Consider the following 19,544-nt stretch of genomic DNA (forward strand, 5'->3'; position numbering starts at 1 on the left):
AATTTTAGCGATCGCACCTTTTTCACCCAACCTCACAAAATCGCGTTGCTCCCGCTTCTGATTTTGACTTGCAAGCAGATTTGGGACATGCCTCCCCGGCAACAACTGCAAAGTACATTCACCACGTCGGGCGTGTTGGGACTTCTCACGCACTGCGTAAAAAAAGCAAACATAGGTAAAAAAGCGATCGCAAGAAGGCGGGCGGGTTGTGTTGCAAAAAGAAGAACGGTAGATGGTAAAGTGAAAACTCGTGTCTGTCATCTCCCGTCTGCATGTTCAAATCGAATCCTTTCAAGTGGCGTCACTACCGTTCCCCATTGCTTCAAGGAAATTCCCCTAAAGTCTTTCATTACCAGTGCATACTTTAGAGGGAGTAGGAACAGCAGTTTTGTCAGGTCGTCCTCGTGGGATTATTCAATTTGGATTACTGCTATTAATTGCCACACCGATTGCACGAGTTATATTTTCCCTGTTTGCCTTTGTACGAGAAAGGGACTTGACTTATATAATTGTGACTTTAATTGTACTAACTGAGTTTATTTATAGCTTTGTGGGGGAAAATTCCTAGAAAAAATAGTGGTCTGTGGTGAGTGGCGGGAAGATAAGGCTTGAATGTTGGATTACGCAAAAACCTTTTTAATCTTTGACATGGCTACATGCAAGATTTGTGCCTGTACAGATTCTGCCATCAATAATGGCAGAAAACTTATTCCAGATAATAGCCAAATAATAGACGACCAAAGCAAGGTGGAAGCAGCAGGAATTCACTATACTGCTTTCATGCGGTGATTACGGCTCAAGGGTTGCTAATGGCGATCGCCTCAGCAACCCTTGAGAGTGGAACTAAAATCACAGAAATTATCAGCAAAGAATTCATTTAATAAAAATTCATCCCTTGCAAAACTGGTTAACCTATCAACTACCTTGACCTTGACTTGAAGGATAACTCGCAATGGTTGAAAAACTTTAGATAAATCAAGAATTATAGTGATTCAATGCCAAATTCTAAAGGGCGATCGCTCACGATTTTAAAAGCTTGCTCCGGAGGAATTTCTGGTCTTCTAAAAAAGAAATATTCTCTGGCATCAGAACCATAGTTAAAACCCACAATTACTACATACTCAATTCTTGGATCGTAGTTGTCGATTAAAGCATAAAATTGGGCATACTGTATTGGTTGACTAGCGGCTGCTGCTGAAAGTTGCATCATCTGCCAAGCTTGAGTGCCTTTAGCAGTATAATACATTCTGTCTCCTAACTGCGATGTACCTTCAATCAGCGAAAAATTATTGCCACCAGTATGGTCTATCTGGAGTACTTTATGCATATAAAGGTAACCCCTGCCTAATGTTTGGAAGAACTTCCATGCTTGGGCGCTAAACAGGACTTCACCCGCTAAAACAATATTTTCGGCGATTTCGTGCTGAATTTGCTTTTCAGGCGTCATACTAATTTCTAATTTCTAATTCGTAATTCGTAATTAAGACACACTTTAAAAGGGTTGAGACAGTTGATCTTCAACGCTTTATCTTTATTTTCAAAAAAGACATCCAATCCCAATTTAGTATAGATGGGATATTTTTTCTTATTTTAAGTTAACAAAATTTTCAAGACTCGCAACTTTCAGGTTAATCTCAGAGCTTATAATGTATTGGCGATAGTTTAATACCATCGCTAATGCATGAAGGCATTCCTGCTGAAGCAAAGAAATCTTTCTTGTACAGCAAGTTTTTTAACCCTAACACAACGCCTCCAAGCATCAGAGCTTGTCATCAAACATGGCTTATCATCGTTTTTGCCGATAATGATGCCGCCACATTACAAAGCCAGTAATGAACTTAAAAAAGCATAAGCAGGTGCTCACCTACTGAAGCGATCGCTCCTCCAAAAACTTTGAGTAGAGTAATTATATTACTTCTAACAAAAAGATTGAGCGCCCTTTCCACCCTACTACTCATGATCACAGACACTAAAACTGATAAAAGATCGTGCCGTAAACCGTCACTGGTTCTCCTGGAAAAATACTTAGATCGTTGAATGCTGATACAAAATTTTACAAAACTAGTTAAATCAACTCTAAAAAGCCTAAATGGGATAATGTTAAAGATATCGTCCAAGTGAGTGATAGCGCGTATCTAGTTTTTGATGATACAGTACTTGATAAATGATCCGCTACAGAAATAGAGACAAGCACATACGGACGTTGTGCAAAAAGTGTATAAGGTGTGCCTCCGGCACGCTAGCGCGAACGATTATATTGTTGAGGAGTTTCATCAAGAATTAAAACAATTGACTGGCATTGAATCATGCCAATGCCGTAAGGGTCGTATTCAAATAAATCGTGAAAGCCTCGTACTATTTTAGTCTGGCTTAGACTTAAAGATTTAGCGCAATATACTGGTCAAACAATCTATCAGATTAAGCATGGATTGTTATCAAATTATTTAGTTCAACAACTCAAACGTCCGACCGTTTCCATGTTTATCGCGTAGTTGTTGTTTGGCGTGCGACGCAGTTTAACCGCGCCATTGCTTGTGCAAGTTGCGTAAGTACTGAAATATCTTGTATATCGCCTAAGGAAAGATTGAGCCGATCAAAATTACGAATAGATGGACTTTTAGAATTATCCAAGCAATGCTTATAACAACCAAAAAGTAGGTCATTAATCTTGTATTTAAGTTTTTGTAGAAACTTATCCTACTATTTTAAAAATATCTACTTTTTTTATAAAAATATGCTTAAAAAGCTTGATATTTTGTTTTTAGCTCTCAAAAAGCTTAGGGTTTTTAGGATGAATATTATTAAGGGATGGGTTTATAAATTTATTTTGCTCTGATTTCATTTCTATATTAAGATTAAATTATATATGAAAATAAATAAGAATACTTATTTAAGTGTTTATTACAAATGATTCATGATGACTATATTAATAAATCTTGAGAATCTATAATATGATTTCTCTCTTTTTTCAGACTGATTATCAGTAAAAAAAGGGAACAAAATATATGATTTAAATATGATTTCATAGTCTCAAACTTGACATAAGTAAAATATATATAAGGAATATGTGTTGATTAGTAAAGCTTTTAGTGAAAGCATACAGACTGATGTTCAGAGAGTTTTAATCAGCACTAATCATACTGTAGGTAGATTCCAAGTAAATGATAAAATATCAAAAATAGAGTTACGAATATTAATAATTTTCGATTGTAGATGAATATACTGTGTCGCTGTTCCCGGAGATGGAAAAATGGTTTTTATGGAAAGTAAGCGCTTGTCCTTCGTTGCTGACTTTCCATCTGTACAACTCGATAAAAACTTTCCTCAAACTTTAGTCCAAATACCGCCATCAGTGCATTGTGAAGTTTGTGTAATTGTTCCAGTTCGTAATGAAGCTCAGACATTGGCAGCAACCCTTACTGCCTTGATACATCAAGTTGATCTAGAAGGACAGCTTTTAGACCCCAGACGCTACGAAATAATTTTGTTGGCAAATAATTGTAGTGATGATTCAGCAACTATAGCCCGGAGTTTCGCTCAACAACATCCAGATATAGCACTGCATGTAGTTGAAAAAACTCTGCCTTCTGCGGAAGCCTATATTGGTCGAGTCCGTCAGATTTTGATGGATGAAGCATACCGCCGTTTGTCTAGTTTAGGACGCACAAGGGGGGTAATTGCTTCAACTGATGGAGACTCGCAGGTAAGCCCAACTTGGATTGCTGCCAACCTGTACGAAATTATTTGTGGTGCTGATGCTGTAGGTGGGCGAATTTTCGTTGAGCACGCTGGTCGTGCTTCACTAGACCCTTACGCCAGAGCTTGCTATCTGCGTGAAGTGGGCTACCGCTATTTAATTACTGAATTAGAAACTTATCTCGATCCTGACCCCTATGACGGCTTTCCCCGCCACTATCAACACTATGGAGCAAGTTTGGCAGTAACAGCAGAAATGTATGCACTAGCAGGAGGCTTACCGCCAGTGCGGACTCCTGAAGATGTAGCTTTTTACCGTGCCTTGGTACGGGTAAATGCCCGTTTCCGCCACAGTTCCCTAGTGCGGGTAGTGACTTCGGCAAGACAAATCGGACGTACAAATGTTGGTTTAGCAAATCAACTGAGTAAATGGATAGAAATGGGACGCCAACAGCAACCATTTGTAGTCGAGCCAGCAGCGGCTATCGAAACTCGTTTTGTTGCACGTTGCCAATTACGAGTGATGTGGTGGGGCGCTCTCAATGGCTATCAGCCAAGTCATCACAGCGTCGTGTCCTTGGCAGAGATGCTGGGAGTTTCAGCCCAATGGCTTGTCCAGAAATTGACGCAACCTTATACCTTTGGTCAGTTATTTGAAATAGTTGAAGAACGCCAGCAGGAAGAACAAATTTGGGCTTCGCGCTGGAAATGCGTGGAAATTGAACAAGCAATTGGGGATTTGCGCTTGCGTCTTGAGAGTTTGCGTAAGTAATTGCTAAGGGGAAGCATTACCCTACTTTAGGGTGACGCTTCCAAAGCGGTTTCTTTTAAAAGGTAAAACTAAACACCAAAAAATAAGGCAGGTTTAATTTCTTAGACTCGCTCGAATAAATCAAGTCGATATTCTTCCTGCCGTTGATCTTTTAAATGCTGTACCCGTTGACCTTTTAAATGCCGCAGTTTATTTGGGGCTAACTCAAAAAACGAGTTATGAACTTCATCACCACTCAACGGATAATCACGGGCATAAAGTGTCCAATGAACTAAAAGTAGGTGTCCTCCAGGTTCCAGGTGTTCTAAAATGCACTGTTGGGATTTTTTCAGGTCTTCCCAGCTCCAGTAATAGCCAACTTCCGAGACTAAGGTCAAATCAAACATCTGATCAGGATATTGCTCTGGGACACGCATAATCTGGAACTTGACATTGGAGAGATGCTGACAGCGCTCTTTTGCTCTATTCTGCGCTAGGTTTGACACATCAATCGAGAGCAGTGAGTCACAACGCTCTTGTAGCTTTTGAGTTAAAACACCAATGGAACCGCCGATTTCAAAGGCAGACCGATAGCGCTCTTTTGGTAAAGCCGCAATCGTAGCAGCATATTTGTTAGCTTCATATTCCCTGGTCTCAAACTTCCACGGGTCAGGATCTTCGCTGTAAAGTTTATCGAAGTAGCTAGGTGGTAAGGAGTCAGATTGTAACGGGTTCATTGGATTTCCTCTAAATAAACTTCCCAAGGACGAGTAAAGTTAGCTAACATTTCGGCACTCAGGCGAAAGCCTTGTGGGTCATCGTCAATTAAGTCTGTAATTTGGGAACGATAAGCAGCGATCGCTTGCTGTTTCACTTCCACTACCGTGCTAATATCCAACCGCCAGGTTGTCACCTCAAGAGATGCTGGCAGATTTCCCCGTTGCTCTGAGTCCCAATCCCAAATAGGATACTCAATCAATCGGGGGGATAAGTGCAAATCATGCAGTGCTGCTTTGATTAACTTCCACGTCGCTCGGTGGTCTGCGTGAGGATCATATCGCCACGGTAAAAAGATAATTTTTGGAGCGACTTCTGTGATATAATCCCGACAACTAGCCACTGCACTTTGATACTGTGTTGGAATTGACCCATCCTGCATTCTACAAAAGGTAACAGCATTAGCCTCTACACCCAGTAATTTTAATGCTGATAGCGTTTCAGTTTCACGCAGAGCTAAAAGTCTATCTGCGGGATATTTCCGCGAACAAGGGTGTGAAAGGGTACCACCACTGATGACTAAAACTTGCACATCACAACTTAAAGACCGTAACAGAGCGATCGCACCCCCACAACCTAACGTCTCATCATCAGGATGGGGTGCGACAATTAATGCCGGACTACAAGCGATCTCGTTAACTGAACGCCAAGGCAAAACACTAGGATTGCTTAGTGGTAATCCAATCAAGCCGAATTTATTCATTACTCCAAAGCAAATAACCAGGATTACTTTGCTGCAAGACATACTGCCCGACATTTGCCAAGGCCGCATCAAAAGCAGGTTGACGCAGATATAGAGTCAAATCTCGGATAATGCGTTCCATCGGATTTGGTGGTAGTAAGCCGCGAGTCCCAACAGAACGTTCGCACAAATTCATCACATCAATGCAAATTTGTTCAATTGCTGTCCTCACCATATTTGCATAGGCGACAAGTTGGTCTGCTTGCGGGTGGGGAACTGTGGGATCGCCACCAAACATTGGCGCATACGCTGCTACCTGATCCGCAGCCCCCCGCAGCCAGAGATTACCACTTTCAATGGCGATCGCCATTCTGCCCAGCCGTTCTTTTTGATATGGATCATTTGTGTATTCCAACTTCTGAAGATACTGGCGAGTCAGGTTAAACAGTGCTTCTGCCCCACCTAGTTGCACAGCGGCAAACCGAATCACCCCAACGGACAACCAGGGCTGTCGATGGTAATCTCCTGGTTGGCCGATTAAAGCGTTCTGATCCAACTCTACACCGCTAAAATCCACTTTGTAGCTAGCAGTAGCTCGCATCCCAGAAGGTTGCCACCAACTTGGGTCACTAACTGTCGTAACTTGCTCCATCGGCACAATGCATATTTGCCAACCGCCGTCTGGCAATACTCCATTAACGAAAGGACGTTCAACATAGCCTGCACCAGTACAAAATGTTTTAGAACCTTCCAGGCGATAACGTCCATTTTCAAAAGGAATTACCTTGACACCATCTGAAGCTTCGGCATTCCAAACGCCAAATATTTTGTGATGCTCACGCGCATCACGGGCGTAGCTTGTGATTTGTTCTACAGTACCAAAAGTCTGAATCAGTTGCAGGGCGTTGATATGTCCTTCATAAATTCGACCAACTGCCAGATTGCCATGCCCCATGTGCTTTAATAGTATTAAAAGCTCGTAGGTGACATTAGCATCAATTCCTGCACCCCATCCGCCCAATTCTTTCGCCAATGGTGCAGCCAACAACCCAGCCTTAGCAATTAGATCAAATTCATGCTTGGGAAAAGCACCATTATAATCTATTGCAGTTGCATTGTTTGCACAATAACCAGCAATTTCTGCGGCACGTTTTAAATCCGCAGCAATATTGGAATCATGCCATTTTGGGATGAGGACATTCTTTGATAATTGGATACTAATAGCCGACTCCTTTGTGTAATATTTTTTTATATTTTATTGATAATAATGAATTAAGTCGGTTAATACCTCTATCTTTTGTGTGATTCTATACTCTATAAAAAGCAAGGAAATTACCAGTAAGAGTTCTGGTGTAATTGTTTTCTACCGATTTTGTGATTAAATCATACAAAATATCTAGGGCGCGTGATTAATTAAGCCAGATAACAGCAGCAGCCAGATAAATTGCACCTAAAAAGTTTACAGATCGTTTTTCGTAGCCCGTTGCGTAGGCGTAGCCCGCCGTAGGCATCGTTCGGTACTGCTTGAGTTTAACAAAAAAGTTTTCAATGAGATGACGGGCTTTGTATAAATGCCAATCGTAATCACGAGGGTTCTTACGGTTAGGTTTGGGGGGAATCACTGCGGTTTTACCCTGTGCCGAATCAGCCGCTCAATTACTCGCTTATCCGCATCATAACTTTTGTCTGCTAATACTGTGTCAGCAACAATGTTGGGTAGCAGTTGGTCGGCTCCATCAAGATCGCAGGCTTGCCCAGATGTCAGGTGAAAACTGACTGGGTTGCCCAACGCATCCACCACAGCATGAATCTTGGTACTTAATCCGCCAATGCTTGGACCAATGGCTTCTGTAGATGCATCCCCCCTTTGCACCCGCACTGTGTTGATAGGCGCGGACAATCGTTGAGTACGATCATCGCATATTCGTTGTCGGCATCATCTGCTAAGTGCTGAAACACCTGCTCCTACACTCCTGTTTTTGGCCATCGACTGAAGCGAGTGTGGATCACACGAAAATCCCCAAATCTTGATGGTAAGTCACGCCAAGAAATGCCTGCTCGGTAACGATATAACACTGCTTCGAGAAACAATCGATTATCTATCTTCCGTGGCTCCCACATAGCCCTCTCGCCCAAGTAACAGGTTTTTGATTCTCTCTCACTGGTCATCTCGTAGTGCGTATCGATGCGTCATCGTTGTCAAGAGTGTTTATTCTTTTTCAGCAGTTCTGATTCCAATTTATCTTAGGACTTACGCACAGGTCACGGAAAATCGAACCACAGAGACACAGAGAAGCCAGTGCGCCCTTCTCCCAAGGGGAGACGCCAAGGGCGATAGCGCAGCGGTAGCGAGCCTGCGTACTCCTACGGAGAAGCAAGCTACGCGCAGCGTCTCGTAGAGAGCGTCTGCGGTTCCCCGACTTGTACCCCTACAGGGATCTTGCTACGCGCAGCGTCTCCCCTTCTCACATTGGGAGAGGCTAGCGCCTGCCGTTGGATGCCCAAAGGGCTGTAGGGAGAAGCAACTGGCGTGACACGGAGGAATAAGAGTTTGAGAGGTATTTTGCGTAAGTCCTGTATCTGATTGATGACACGCCTTAGTACTGTAGGAAACCCGACCCCAACTAAATTTTTGGTGTAGTAATGCCAAAGATTTAGTCTATGATTTGAGGTTTACTGATTTTTTGAGATTTACCCAGGCAAAAATATGCCAGTTAATTTAATTATTTTAGTTGCGGCAATGATTGTCGCTTTTTTAATTTTCAAGGCATTGCTGAATTTATTGAAGACGTTCCTCAGTACAGCGCTCGCAATTTTTATCATTGTGGTTATCTTAAATATTTTAGAATTTACTCCACAAGACTTAATGCACGAAATTGTTAACTAACCTCAAATTATTAAACATTTGATCAGCGGGAATAAGTAATGTAAAATGCGATTACTGCACTTACTTAAATCTTGCCTTGACTCAAGTTTTACCCGTCTGTAGCTCTCTATTCTACACAAGTTTCAGTAGGAATCGTTCTCACTCTCCTTGGAGAAATAGCAGATGTAGCGAAAATGATCTTGTTCTGACGTATGCGATCACCTATTTGCTTAAAATCATTCGCCAGCAAAAGGACTGTATGCTGCCACCCCTCATTCAGGGTGAGTAACTAAGAAGAGGAAATGAAAATCCAGTTCTTGAATAAAAGCATCAATTGCCTTTGCTGTTTACTACCTGCCTATTTTCAGTTTGCCAAGGGTGCTTGAGCGGATGGCTTGATAATCTTGCTGTGATTGGAGCGATCACTTGGAGCGAATGTCTACTGTTGCTTATAGTTTTGTAGATAACCGGAAATAACAGAAGCTTGTATCCTGTAAATAGACTGTTGAGGCTGCTATTAAAGTAAAGTACAATAACATGGCTTCTTGTGATGAATTTTTCTACCATCGGAGTGTGCGTCCTCTCGATATGCTCCTTGGTATAGTTACTTCTATCCTGCTGCACTCTATTTTATTAATGGGGAGCAAATATTGGCACAGAGCTTTGATGCGTGAGCCAAACCAAGAAATTACCCAAGAGATTCCAATCGAGGTAGTTGAAGTTCCTCCTAATAAAACAGACATACCTCCTCAAACCTCACTCCGAGCTACCAAAGATTCTATTGCCGGTGGTAAAGCTTTGCCTGAAAGACCTGTTTCTGCAATGAAGTCAGCTAATCCCACAGGACATAAAGCCTCTAGCGAGAGTTCTTTTGACTTAACACCCTCATCTCCAGCAGAGGTATTTCAGCCAGAACGGCAGCAGCAAAAAACGGCATCACCAAATCTATCTCGTCAACAACTGCAACTCAAACCTCGAAAAACGGTATCAGTACCTGCAACCACAGCACAAGTACCTAACTTCAGGAAAATTGCAGTAGCACCACCAACTACACCATCACCAGCTTTACTAAAAAAAATAGCGCCTTTGACAACACCTTTGGTGTCCAACCCAAAGCAAACAGCGCCAGCACCTACAACCACAGTAAAAGTGCCTAATTTCAAGAAAATTGCAGTAGCACCAACAACTACACCATCACCAGCCCCACTGGGAAAAACAGCACTTGAAAGAGCTACGACATTACCTGTACCCAGCAACCCTAAGAACTTAGGACAGTCGAGAACTAGATTAAATGGACGAACATCGTCCCAAGCTCGATCATCTCCAAAAACAGGTGCAGCAAGTTTGTTAGGTGGCACTCTAAGTGTATCTAGTCGGAATTATCGCAGTGATGATCTGGCAGCCCTGCCTAATTCCAACCGTGATCACCAAGCGACTCCTGGTATTGATGCCCGTAGTCAAGATATAGACCTCACCTTTTACTTAAAGAAACTACAGCAACGCGTTCAGCAGGAGTGGCTACCAGGAATGAGCGATTCTAATCGGCGAACAGTGCTTAACTTCACTATTAACCGTTCAGGTCAAGTCAGCAATCTCAACATTGCACAAACCTCTGGATTTAGTGTGACTGATGAAGTAGCACTCAATGCTATACAGCGATCTGCACCTTTTGCACCTTTGCCCACAGGATATTCCAAGAACTACATTAATATTGAATTTACATTTGATATCAATGTTTATGGTCAGCTAAATTTATGGAGAGATGGTGGCTAACAGCAAGCAAACAGATTGCTGGCTGGTGATCACACAAGTTGTCGGGTGTAGTAATATTGTTCATCCAAAAGCATTGGGGGCACGGGTTGCCGTGGGGGGATTGTTAGGCAGATAATACGTAGTAATTCAATAGACATCTCCACAAATTAGGTTTTTATCTAAACAGAATAAGAATTTAAGATTCTTTTTCGGAGATGTCTGGCCACGTTCTGGCAAAACACTGTTAATTATCAGATTTAATGCCTGATCAAAAAGTTTTGTAACAATTGTGGCTGCTTTGTGTAAAAGTCAGGATTAATACATGAGATATAGTGCGATTCGTAACTTGGTAGCTTCTGATTTGAGGTCTTTTATGACTAATGACCGAAGAAAACAACTAGACGTACAACTTAAAGAATTAGCGCTTGCAGCCCAACAATACACACACCTAGCTAAGGGAAAGCGAATAGCTTTAACACGTCTGATTAATGCTATTTGGGAATCAGGTAGGCTTGTTCGTCCTTGTAAAGGTCAATTTCAACTACTTTATGAGGATATTTATGATGAGGCAGTACAAAATTTATTTTTCTACCTTTGTCAAGAGAAAAATATTAATAGGTATGATCCAGAACGCGGCGAAGTCATGACTTGGGTAAATATGCTATTAACTAAACGTTTTTTTCCAGAGGCTATCCCGAAAGTAATCGGCAAAGAAAATGAAATAATTCTTGATAACTTTCACTTGGAAAATATTCCGTCATCTCAACCTATGTCTTTATTTGAACAAGTAAGAGAATGTATAGAATCTGACCCAGAGTTAATTTTTTGCAAGGAACATATAAAAGGTCATCCAGAGGCAAATTTTCAAGCTATAGCTAAAAGAAGATGTTCTGGCATTTCCTGGAAAGATATTTCAGCAGAATGGGGTATTGGAATCACATCTTTACATAATTTCTATCAACGTTGTTTGAAAAAATTTGCTAATAAATTCCAAGAATATTTATATATTTAATGTTTAATACAATCTAATTAGCTAGGCAATAAATATGAGAGAAACCATAGACGTTTTAACATTTTCAGCTCCCATACCTGTAGATGGAAGGCATCGAGCAGAAGAGTTGCGTAGACGACAAGCCACAGAAAAAAAAAGTAACCAAGTTTATCTCAATACTTTATCTGTGTCTTTCGTAAACTCTTATCTACGATACATGGGATTTGAGACAGACTTAGAAAAAAGTAACAGTTGGAATGTTATACAACAAACATTAATGGATGTAGCTGATTTGTCCCTAAAAAACTTGGGCTTGTTAGAATGTCGCTCAGTATTGGATGATGCACAATTTGTTTACGTGCCACCTGAAGTACAATCAAATCGAATTGGTTATGTAGCTGTGCAGATTAGTAAATCATTTAGAGAAGCGAAGTTGCTGGGATTTGTCAAGCACGTACAAACTGATTTTTTACCTATTAATCAACTACGACCTTTAGATGAATTTTTGGAGTATTTAGAAGAAATTTCGCAATTTAAACTTGATGAAACATCTGATGATTCGCTTACCTTCAATCAGAATTTAGTTAAATTGAAGCAGTGGCTGGAGAATATTTTTGAAGTTGGTTGGCAAGAAGTTGAGACTCTTTTAGGCACTCAAAGTGCTAATCCAGCTTGGAGTATGAGAAGTAAAGCAGGTGCTTTTCTTAGCAGGGGCAAGCTGATTGATTTCGGAAAACTTGTAACCGCTCAAACAGTAGTTTTAGTTGTTACCTTGCCTCCAGACAACGAGCAAGAAATGGACATTATTGTAGAAGTACATCCGACAAATGGAGAACATTATCTACCACCAAATCTCCATCTAATGGTATTAGATTTTGAGGGAATATGTGTAATGGAAGCCCAAACTAGAAGCAGCAATAAAAATATTCAATTTGAGTTTAGTTGTGATGTGGGAGAACGTTTCAGCGTTAAACTTACTCTGGGAGAAATCAACATTACAGAAAATTTTGTCATTTGTTGAAAATAATAGCCGGGGTACTGCCAATGAGAAAGTTAGTTGTGCTGAAGCTAGACGGTGATTTGCACTTAGGCGTGCAGGTAACGCTGGAGATTGGAGAAGAAGGTAAACGCCCGACTACCGAAATGACTGGCAAGTTGCCCTCCAATCTAGATATGGCAACAGCAATTGACCAGTGGCAGTCGATGTATCGTAGTTTGTGGAAATTTACCCGGATCAAAGCCAAAAAAATTATTTACGATGGTTCTATCTCCCAGCGGCGTAAGGAGTGTGACAACAAAGCTAATGAGGTGCGGGAGCATCTGAATAACTGGTTGCTGTCAAAATCTTTTCGTCCCCTGCGGGAAAAATGGCTCAAACATCTGATGCCAGATGAAGAAGTGCGGGTGTTGATTCGCACTCATTGTTTGCAACTAAAAAAACTTCCTTGGCATCTGTGGGATTTGGTAGATCGAGATTACTTAAAAGCTGAAATTGTTCTTAGTATTCCAGAATCAGAAGCAGTGACAGCTGCATTGCAGACATCCACCTTTAGGAATAAAATTAGAATTTTGGCGATTTTGGGTGATAGTGACGGTATTGACGTGGAACAAGATCGCCATTTACTAGAAAAATTACCCGGTGCTACTACGACTTTTTTAGTAGAACCTCAATATTCAAACATCAATGATGAGTTGTGGAAACAACCTTGGAATATTCTATTTTTTGCAGGTCATAGTAAAAGCGAGGGTGACACTGGTTGCATCTATATTAATCAAACAGATAAATTAACAATTGATGAACTCAGATATGCTTTGACAAATGCTGTCGCTAACGGATTACAATTAGCGATTTTCAACTCCTGTGATGGATTGGGATTAGCGCGAGAACTACAAGATTTGCAGATTCCGCAAATTATTGTTATGCGAGAGCCAGTGCCAGACTTAGTAGCTCAAAAATTTTTAAAGTATTTTCTGGAGGTTTTTTCATCAGGACAATCCATATATGCTGCGATTCGCACTGCTAGACAAAGGCTCAAAGGAATAGAAAAGGAATATCCTAGTGCAAGTTGGTTGCCAGTGATTAGCGAACATCCTGCGGTAGTGCCAATGACTTGGTTAAAGTCTGGATGGTTTTTTAATACTCGCCGCCTTGAAAGTTTATTACTTTTGAGCCTGCTGATAACTGCTGGTGTACTAGGGATAAGACACCAAGGAGGATTGCAAACATGGGAGTTGCTTTCATCCGATCAATTAATGCGATCGCGTCCACAAGAAAAGCAAGATTCGCGGGTGTTGATAGTCACTGTCACCGAAGATGATCTTTATCTACCAGAACAGAAGCAAAAAAGTGGGTCACTGTCAAATCTTGCACTGGCGCGACTGTTGGATAAACTTGCACAGTTGCAAGCGCGAACCGTTGGATTGGATATTTATCGTAGTGAGCCAGTACAACCCAACCAGGTTTCTCTAACCACTCGTTGGAAAACTGATGACAATTTTTTTGCAATTTGCAAAGTTAGCGATCGCACACAAAATTATCCAGGAGTTTCCCCTCCACAGGGAGTTCCACCAGAACGCCAAGGATTTAGTGATATTGTCCCAGACTCAGACAATGTTTTGCGTCGTCATTTATTAGCAATGAAACCAGCAGACCCAACATCGCCATGTACTGCACCTTACGCTTTTAACGCCCAACTGGCATTCCACTATTTAAATAAAGAAGGTATTTCTGCTAAATATACTGCTTCTGGAGACTTGCAACTAGGTAACGTCGTTTTGAAACGGTTGCGATCGCATCGAGGAGGCTATCAACAAGTGGATACAGCCGGCTATCAAATATTGCTCAATTACCGCTCTTACCAAGGTTCTCCTTTAGAAATTGCCCCGAAAGTCACGCTCACAGATGTTCTTAAGGGTAAAGTCAACTCTGAACAAGTCAAAGACCGAATTGTGCTCATTGGTACTACTGCCCAAAGCTTTCGTGATTATAGTCTTACTCCCTACATGACTGAACAGGGTTTTACCCAAGAAATACCAGGGGTGATTCTACAAGCGCAAATGGTGAGTCAGTTAGTGAGTGCGGTTAAAGATGGGCGGCCTTTGATCAAAGTTTTGCCTGTTTGGGGTGAAGTTTTATGGGTTTGGGGTTGGTCTGTGGTTGGAGGTGCGATCGCCGTAGCCGTGTTACAGATACTGCCTTGGCGCAATCGCTCAGGACTATATTTAGTACTAGCAGGAGGAGGAGTACTTATAGTCTTATACGTTCTTTGCTTAATTTTCTTTTATCAAGGGATTTGGCTTCCCCTAGTTCCATCAGCCTTGGTTTTAGTGATTACCGACGGGATAATGGTAATTTACCTATCTTTACAATCAAGTCAGCAACAACTGATTTCTATAAAATAAGGGATAAAAAAATGAAATTGTCTGTGCAAAAGATTCAAATCTTATTTGCCATTAGTTTAATATTCTTTAATTGTATACAAGTACGGGCAGAGTCTCAAAACCCCAAGGAACAATTAAATCAATCATTGATTTTCGCTGCGCCACCTCCACCTAAAGACATCGGGGAACCGGGTAAGCGAACAGAAGCAGGTAGCCGTGGCTGTAGTCAGGATATGAACAAGCCCCTGACTTCTTCTCAAAAGCGACTCACAGCTTTAGTACCTGTTTATTCAAATCCAGAATTGGTTTTTGGAACAACAATTGCTGAGTATCCTAGTTTCTTATTTTATGTTCCTTATTCATCCGACTTTGCCTATGGAGAATTTGTGCTAGAAGATGAAGTGCAAAATCAGACTATTTATAAAACTTCTTTAACGGGGACACCTGGAGTAATAAACCTTCGCTTGCCATCAAAAGCAGCACCGATGGAGATAGGTAAGCAATACCGATGGTATCTTAACATTTACTGTCAGAAGGATAACCAAATTATCGCTAATGTTGAAGGATACGTAGAACGGGAGCAACTGAACCCTACTTTAAAAACTCAATTGGAAAAAGCAACACTAAGCCAGCGCATAACACTTTATGGAAGTAATGGTATTTGGTATGACGCATTGAGCATTGCTAATGAACTGCGTCACATCAATTCCCAAGATCCTTCTTGGAGGGTGCTGTTGCAAGCTGTTGGTTTGAATGATTTTGCAACTGTACCAAAAGTGGAGTGCTGCAACTTAGAAAGTAGTCCGTAATGGGCATCAAGTTTGCGAAATAATGCTTCGAGTGTCGAGCTATCTGCAATGCAAATCTTCTCAAAATTTTGTTATGCGTATTTAACTACTGTTGGTAAGGGTCGTTTTTGTCTTTTGTGCCAACGTACTTGCAATTGTAGTAGTAAATCCTAAAACACATACTCAAAAAGTTCTGCCGGAAAACTAAGAAACCTTTGTGACAATACTTGTTGCGATACTTTTACTATTTTTCCCCTAAGCAACTCCTGCTGCTCCAACATTCGAGTCAACTCTTGTAAAGATGGTATTTGCCGCCAAATTAGTGTCAATACCGCAGCCATCATCAATGGTAGTGTCAGAATGCGTAGGCGTAGCCCGCCGTAGGCATCGCGTAATCCCAAACTTCAGTAATATGCACTTTGAGTGTAGATGGCTGGACTAAGTAAGTCTTGCAAATGCTTGGTGATTGCTTCGTTATCAGCCTGTGGGATGTTGTGACGGCGAACATGGTCTAGATTTCTTGGTTTTTTAATTGGCATTAGTTTGAGCCAGAAGACTTACCATCAAAAGTTTCCCCGCTTTTTGAGTTTCTTTCTACTATCTCTTGACAAAACCTAAAAAATCTTAACTTGTCACGAATCGGTCTAAACCGTAAGGCATTTGATGAATTATCGCAAGCCTTTGAAAACGTAATCAACCATGAAGCGATCGCCAAAAGCCGCAAAAACGTTCTGTAGGTGGGGGTATGAGCTAGATATAAAACAAAGATTTTTAGGACATCAAGAAGATATTGGAGAATAACTGATTAGCACATCTTATAAAAAGCCGAAAAAAGCAGAGCTTTTGGAGTTGCAAAAACAGAAGAATCAGGAACTATCATCTCGCAGAATCGGAGTTAAACATTTAATATGTAGGGTTAAAACTTTTCGAGTAGCTGGTGATAGATTTCGACTAGCCCGACATCGTTATAGCCACGTAATAATAGGCAGTATGCGGATTAGTTAGATTGCATCTAGATTCTTCATTTATATTAAACCATAATATTTGATTTATCTACGTTCGCATTTTATCTTTCACAAAGCTATGTTCCTCAAAACTTTTAATAATTTCGATTTTTTTATCCTCAAACCCTTATTTTTACGTTCAGTTAGAAAGATCATTTTATCCCAGCTATAACTCGTGTAAAGCTCTCAATGTAAGCTTTTTATCTTTTTTGGATAAGTTTTATGGCAATCTCACCTGTTTGCGTTTGTAATTCGTTCGCGCAATTTGGTGATTTCTGTCTCTAATTTTGGCGATTGTAATGCGCGTAACCTTTCTACTTCAGCTTGTAAATCCGTAATTCTTTGTTCTTGATCGATTTTCTGTACTGCCTCTTTAAATTTATCGCCGATTTGTGGTAATCCTTTTGCCATTATTTTTCCTTAATTAATGCAATTACATCATCAACAATTAATTTAAAATCTTTGCAAGCAGGATGCTTGGGACGATACTTGTGTAATGGTAATCCATAGGCGCTAGCATTTTTAAATTCGTTAGAACTCCGAATTTTTGGATACAACTTTATCCCTAATCTTTCAGCAATTGCAGGTAACTGTGCCAGGTATTGCCTGTGCATAGCTACTACTCCGTTATACATACTGGGAACAAACCCTAAAATTGGTGGACGTGGTTCAAGTTGTAACTCGTCACTTGTGGAAATACACCATTCAACTAACTCTGCTGAACCAGAAATAGCTTTCATCTCTAACTGTACTGGAACTAAAACATGAGTAGCAGCAGCTAAAGCATTGACATTTAGCATACCTAAAGTTGCAGGACAGTCCAAAATAATTAAGTTATGAGGTAATGAATATTTATTTAGTTTGTCCGCTAAACTGTATTCTCCACGTTTTCTGATTACTAATTCATTAGCTATTTCAGCCAGCAAGGGATGTCCTTGACACACCTCAACTTTAGAATCCCAAACTGGTACTAATGACCAATCACCTTTAAAATCCTTAGAAAGTAACTCAACTGTAGTTAAATTTGCTTCGGCTGCTGACAAACCACAAAACACATCCAATGAACGTTGAGGGTCTAAATCTAACATAGCTACTGTATAACCCCGCTTACTTACTTCATAGGCAATATGTGTGCTAATGGTAGACTTACCTACTCCACCAGCATTAGCCAGTAGCGCGAGAACTATTTGTTTCATAAAAATTACTCAAATTTAGTCGCAGTATATCAATTATTTGTCGGATTTTAAAATCCGACAAACATAAGTTTGAAATTTTTAATAAATGTCGTATTTTGAAATACGACATCAGCTGAATTTCCAAAATTTCATTCAACTCACTAAAATAACTCCCGGTAGCTAATAAGCAAATTGAGAAACATCCTGACAAGCTCTAGGTTTAGCATAAAAAGCCTGATTGCAAATTGCCTGTATCTGTTCTGACTCTAGCTCCATAGCTAATGCAAATTCTTGTCGATGTTTCAGCAAATCCTCAAACTCAATTTGTTCTGATCTATCTTAATTAAAAAGCCGACTCAGCACAACGACGGACTGTATTACCAATTTCTGCTGGACTGCAAATGCGATATTCAGCCAACAGTTTATTCCATTGCTCATCGCTCCAAGGTGAGTCATCGCTCTGGCATTAAAACCGCGCATTTTGTTATTTAATGAGGCTATTAGTGCGCTCGATAACAGAACCCAGGCGATTGTCAGTGAAAGTTTAGATAAATTACAACTTACCATAATTGCGATCGCTCACTGACTAAGTACCATCCGCAACGCTCACCGCATTTATGTACTTCAAGCTGGTGGAATTGTACAACTGTTGAGGGGCTATTTGCCCAATTAATCGCTAGGCAAATAGCATAGTTTTCTGAAATTTGTGAAAGTCAAATTTAGGCATAGAAAGAATTTTCAATCCATGCCCACCTTTCCTTATAACCCACCTTCCGCACCCCGAACTATCACAATCGGTTATTACGTAAATTAATAAATGGAAATAGAAAAAATAAAACATTAAAAACCAGAAAAGATATAAAAGGAAGCAAAAATCGTGCGAATTATATTCTCAATAAGAAGCAGTAAAGAATCAAAGCATTTACGACTTAATGAATAATATAATTTTATGTTTTTTAGAATTAAACTAAGAATAGTTTATTGAAAACAGATAGATAAGTAGTGGGACTTAGACAAAAAACACCTAAAAAATAGTCTCAAAGCTATATCCAGAATGACTTTGACACTATTTTGCTGGGTTTGTTGATATATCTGAGTTTCAGCCATTTTTAAGCATTTGTGTATTTCCCTTACCCTGCATGGGTTTAAGGCTTGTTTGTCCCTTACAAATGTTTAAGTCCCGCTAAACCAATTGCGTCTACCATTCCTGCCACTATCCCTAAATGGTCAATATTCTTGATTTCAATATCTTTGATATTAAACATGCTCGCCAAGTATCCAAAACCATATCAGTTAAAATTTTCACATTTTTGGTCAAGATTTGTACGATAAACTTAAGTTTGTATAAAAAACTCAAATTATTATCAAATTGCAATCATAGGAGGAAAGGAGAGCCTCCTATTGGCAGGCTCTCCTTTCCTCCTCCCCTACACGAGAATGATTATTATTTTGATTGGTTACACACTCAGCCTAACTTAAAAGAAATTATTCTTATTTAGCTCTAATAAACTCTCCCAATAAATAGTTTTTATCTACATATATCCATTTAGTTGCGGTGTAACAATTCTAGGTGCGGAATGTGGATTAGAAGCAACCACCCGCAAAAATAATTTGCGCTAGGCAAGCAAATTGGCAATTTCTGTGATAGTCTTTTTATATAGGGAATCAAGAGAGCGAAAGC

The 19,544-nt window shown here is 40.3% G+C and carries 20 protein-coding genes and 2 pseudogenes; 12 read left to right on the plus strand and 10 right to left on the minus strand.

The window, feature by feature from the left end:
* The coding region (locus tag Q0541_RS24375) for a hypothetical protein (protein ID WP_298916727.1) at positions 1-261 on the minus strand (261 nt) is incomplete at its 3' end.
* Between the two features lie 94 nt (positions 262-355).
* Between Q0541_RS24375 and Q0541_RS24380 the strand changes: the two genes are divergently transcribed.
* On the plus strand, positions 356-568 hold the full coding sequence (locus Q0541_RS24380) for a DUF1634 domain-containing protein (protein ID WP_298916730.1): 213 nt from the start codon (positions 356-358) through the stop codon (positions 566-568).
* A gap of 44 nt (positions 569-612) precedes the next feature.
* Entirely contained in the window at positions 613-789 is a 177-nt protein-coding gene (locus Q0541_RS24385; RefSeq protein WP_298916733.1) for a hypothetical protein, read from the plus strand.
* A 193-nt stretch (positions 790-982) separates the two neighbouring features.
* On the opposite strand, the gene Q0541_RS24390 is transcribed toward Q0541_RS24385, so the two are convergent.
* The gene (locus Q0541_RS24390) at positions 983-1,447 is read right to left on the minus strand and encodes a hypothetical protein (RefSeq protein WP_298916736.1); all 465 of its coding nucleotides are present in this window, start codon (positions 1,445-1,447) and stop codon (positions 983-985) included.
* Between the two features lie 1,812 nt (positions 1,448-3,259).
* On the opposite strand from Q0541_RS24390, the gene Q0541_RS24395 reads away from it, so the two are divergent.
* Complete coding sequence (locus Q0541_RS24395) at positions 3,260-4,468, plus strand: glycosyltransferase family A protein (protein WP_298916739.1); 1,209 nt, start codon at positions 3,260-3,262, stop codon at positions 4,466-4,468.
* A 101-nt stretch (positions 4,469-4,569) separates the two neighbouring features.
* Here the strand turns inward: Q0541_RS24395 and Q0541_RS24400 are convergent, their stop codons facing one another.
* From Q0541_RS24400 to Q0541_RS24415, 4 genes and pseudogenes are all read right to left on the minus strand, one after another.
* Entirely contained in the window at positions 4,570-5,184 is a 615-nt protein-coding gene (locus Q0541_RS24400; RefSeq protein ID WP_298916742.1) for an SAM-dependent methyltransferase, read from the minus strand.
* Entirely contained in the window at positions 5,181-5,927 is a 747-nt protein-coding gene (locus tag Q0541_RS24405) for a PIG-L deacetylase family protein (protein WP_298916745.1), read from the minus strand. The genes Q0541_RS24400 and Q0541_RS24405 overlap by 4 nt, the downstream gene beginning before the upstream one ends.
* Entirely contained in the window at positions 5,920-7,158 is a 1,239-nt protein-coding gene (locus tag Q0541_RS24410; protein WP_366941926.1) for an acyl-CoA dehydrogenase family protein, read from the minus strand. Before Q0541_RS24410 ends, Q0541_RS24405 begins: the two co-directional genes overlap by 8 nt.
* A 157-nt stretch (positions 7,159-7,315) precedes the next feature.
* Positions 7,316-8,058, minus strand: a pseudogene (locus tag Q0541_RS24415) (IS5 family transposase).
* A gap of 555 nt (positions 8,059-8,613) precedes the next feature.
* Between Q0541_RS24415 and Q0541_RS24420 the strand changes: the two are divergent.
* From Q0541_RS24420 to Q0541_RS24450, 7 genes are all read left to right on the plus strand, one after another.
* Positions 8,614-8,793, plus strand: a complete 180-nt coding sequence (locus Q0541_RS24420; RefSeq protein ID WP_298916747.1) for a hypothetical protein — start codon at positions 8,614-8,616, stop codon at positions 8,791-8,793.
* Between the two features lie 516 nt (positions 8,794-9,309).
* Positions 9,310-10,545 (plus strand): energy transducer TonB, encoded by a 1,236-nt coding sequence (locus tag Q0541_RS24425; RefSeq protein WP_298916750.1) that lies wholly within the window; start codon positions 9,310-9,312, stop codon positions 10,543-10,545.
* Positions 10,535-10,660 (plus strand): hypothetical protein, encoded by a 126-nt coding sequence (locus Q0541_RS24430; RefSeq protein ID WP_298916753.1) that lies wholly within the window; start codon positions 10,535-10,537, stop codon positions 10,658-10,660. Before Q0541_RS24425 ends, Q0541_RS24430 begins: the two co-directional genes overlap by 11 nt.
* A gap of 237 nt (positions 10,661-10,897) precedes the next feature.
* Positions 10,898-11,536 (plus strand): sigma-70 family RNA polymerase sigma factor, encoded by a 639-nt coding sequence (locus Q0541_RS24435; RefSeq protein WP_298916756.1) that lies wholly within the window; start codon positions 10,898-10,900, stop codon positions 11,534-11,536.
* 34 nt (positions 11,537-11,570) lie between these two features.
* Positions 11,571-12,536: a DUF1822 family protein gene (locus tag Q0541_RS24440; protein WP_298916759.1), complete on the plus strand. Its 966-nt coding sequence runs from the start codon at positions 11,571-11,573 to the stop codon at positions 12,534-12,536.
* 23 nt (positions 12,537-12,559) lie between these two features.
* Entirely contained in the window at positions 12,560-14,917 is a 2,358-nt protein-coding gene (locus Q0541_RS24445) for a CHASE2 domain-containing protein (protein ID WP_298916762.1), read from the plus strand.
* A gap of 11 nt (positions 14,918-14,928) precedes the next feature.
* On the plus strand, positions 14,929-15,705 hold the full coding sequence (locus Q0541_RS24450; protein WP_298916766.1) for a DUF928 domain-containing protein: 777 nt from the start codon (positions 14,929-14,931) through the stop codon (positions 15,703-15,705).
* A gap of 149 nt (positions 15,706-15,854) precedes the next feature.
* Here Q0541_RS24450 and Q0541_RS24455 read toward each other — a convergent pair whose 3' ends face one another.
* Together Q0541_RS24455 and Q0541_RS24460 are read right to left on the minus strand one after the other, a co-directional pair.
* Positions 15,855-16,085, minus strand: coding sequence for a hypothetical protein (locus Q0541_RS24455; protein ID WP_298916770.1), 231 nt, complete (start codon positions 16,083-16,085; stop codon positions 15,855-15,857).
* A gap of 3 nt (positions 16,086-16,088) precedes the next feature.
* Positions 16,089-16,223 carry a hypothetical protein gene (locus tag Q0541_RS24460; RefSeq protein WP_298916772.1) on the minus strand — a complete coding sequence of 45 codons (135 nt, stop codon included), beginning with the start codon at positions 16,221-16,223 and terminating at the stop codon, positions 16,089-16,091.
* A 310-nt stretch (positions 16,224-16,533) separates the two neighbouring features.
* Between Q0541_RS24460 and Q0541_RS34595 the strand changes: the two genes are divergently transcribed.
* Positions 16,534-16,689, plus strand: coding sequence for a hypothetical protein (locus tag Q0541_RS34595; protein ID WP_366941925.1), 156 nt, complete (start codon positions 16,534-16,536; stop codon positions 16,687-16,689).
* 230 nt (positions 16,690-16,919) lie between these two features.
* Here Q0541_RS34595 and Q0541_RS24465 read toward each other — a convergent pair whose 3' ends face one another.
* Positions 16,920-17,099 (minus strand): hypothetical protein, encoded by a 180-nt coding sequence (locus Q0541_RS24465; RefSeq protein ID WP_298916774.1) that lies wholly within the window; start codon positions 17,097-17,099, stop codon positions 16,920-16,922.
* Positions 17,099-17,884 carry a ParA family protein gene (locus Q0541_RS24470; RefSeq protein WP_298916776.1) on the minus strand — a complete coding sequence of 262 codons (786 nt, stop codon included), beginning with the start codon at positions 17,882-17,884 and terminating at the stop codon, positions 17,099-17,101. The genes Q0541_RS24465 and Q0541_RS24470 overlap by 1 nt, the downstream gene beginning before the upstream one ends.
* Before the next feature lie 436 nt (positions 17,885-18,320).
* Here Q0541_RS24470 and Q0541_RS24475 point away from each other — a divergent pair.
* Positions 18,321-18,556: pseudogene (locus tag Q0541_RS24475) on the plus strand (hypothetical protein); the annotation flags it as partial.
* Positions 18,557-19,544: the final 988 nt, after the last annotated feature.

Source organism: uncultured Nostoc sp., from assembly GCF_937863485.1.
Classification (GTDB): Bacteria; Cyanobacteriota; Cyanobacteriia; order Cyanobacteriales; family Nostocaceae; genus Nostoc.

Excerpts from the sequence above, each read along its gene's own strand:
- Q0541_RS24385 (WP_298916733.1), top strand. The coding sequence starts at position 613 with ATGTTGGATTACGCAAAAACCTTTTTAATCTTTGACATGGCTACATGC.
- Q0541_RS24390 (WP_298916736.1), bottom strand. The coding sequence starts at position 1,447 with ATGACGCCTGAAAAGCAAATTCAGCACGAAATCGCCGAAAATATTGTT.
- Q0541_RS24395 (WP_298916739.1), top strand. The coding sequence starts at position 3,260 with ATGGAAAGTAAGCGCTTGTCCTTCGTTGCTGACTTTCCATCTGTACAA.
- Q0541_RS24400 (WP_298916742.1), bottom strand. The coding sequence starts at position 5,184 with ATGAACCCGTTACAATCTGACTCCTTACCACCTAGCTACTTCGATAAA.
- Q0541_RS24405 (WP_298916745.1), bottom strand. The coding sequence starts at position 5,927 with ATGAATAAATTCGGCTTGATTGGATTACCACTAAGCAATCCTAGTGTT.
- Q0541_RS24420 (WP_298916747.1), top strand. The coding sequence starts at position 8,614 with ATGCCAGTTAATTTAATTATTTTAGTTGCGGCAATGATTGTCGCTTTT.
- Q0541_RS24425 (WP_298916750.1), top strand. The coding sequence starts at position 9,310 with ATGGCTTCTTGTGATGAATTTTTCTACCATCGGAGTGTGCGTCCTCTC.
- Q0541_RS24430 (WP_298916753.1), top strand. The coding sequence starts at position 10,535 with ATGGTGGCTAACAGCAAGCAAACAGATTGCTGGCTGGTGATCACACAA.
- Q0541_RS24435 (WP_298916756.1), top strand. The coding sequence starts at position 10,898 with ATGACTAATGACCGAAGAAAACAACTAGACGTACAACTTAAAGAATTA.
- Q0541_RS24440 (WP_298916759.1), top strand. The coding sequence starts at position 11,571 with ATGAGAGAAACCATAGACGTTTTAACATTTTCAGCTCCCATACCTGTA.
- Q0541_RS24445 (WP_298916762.1), top strand. The coding sequence starts at position 12,560 with ATGAGAAAGTTAGTTGTGCTGAAGCTAGACGGTGATTTGCACTTAGGC.
- Q0541_RS24450 (WP_298916766.1), top strand. The coding sequence starts at position 14,929 with ATGAAATTGTCTGTGCAAAAGATTCAAATCTTATTTGCCATTAGTTTA.
- Q0541_RS24460 (WP_298916772.1), bottom strand. The coding sequence starts at position 16,223 with ATGCCAATTAAAAAACCAAGAAATCTAGACCATGTTCGCCGTCACAAC.
- Q0541_RS24465 (WP_298916774.1), bottom strand. The coding sequence starts at position 17,099 with ATGGCAAAAGGATTACCACAAATCGGCGATAAATTTAAAGAGGCAGTA.
- Q0541_RS24470 (WP_298916776.1), bottom strand. The coding sequence starts at position 17,884 with ATGAAACAAATAGTTCTCGCGCTACTGGCTAATGCTGGTGGAGTAGGT.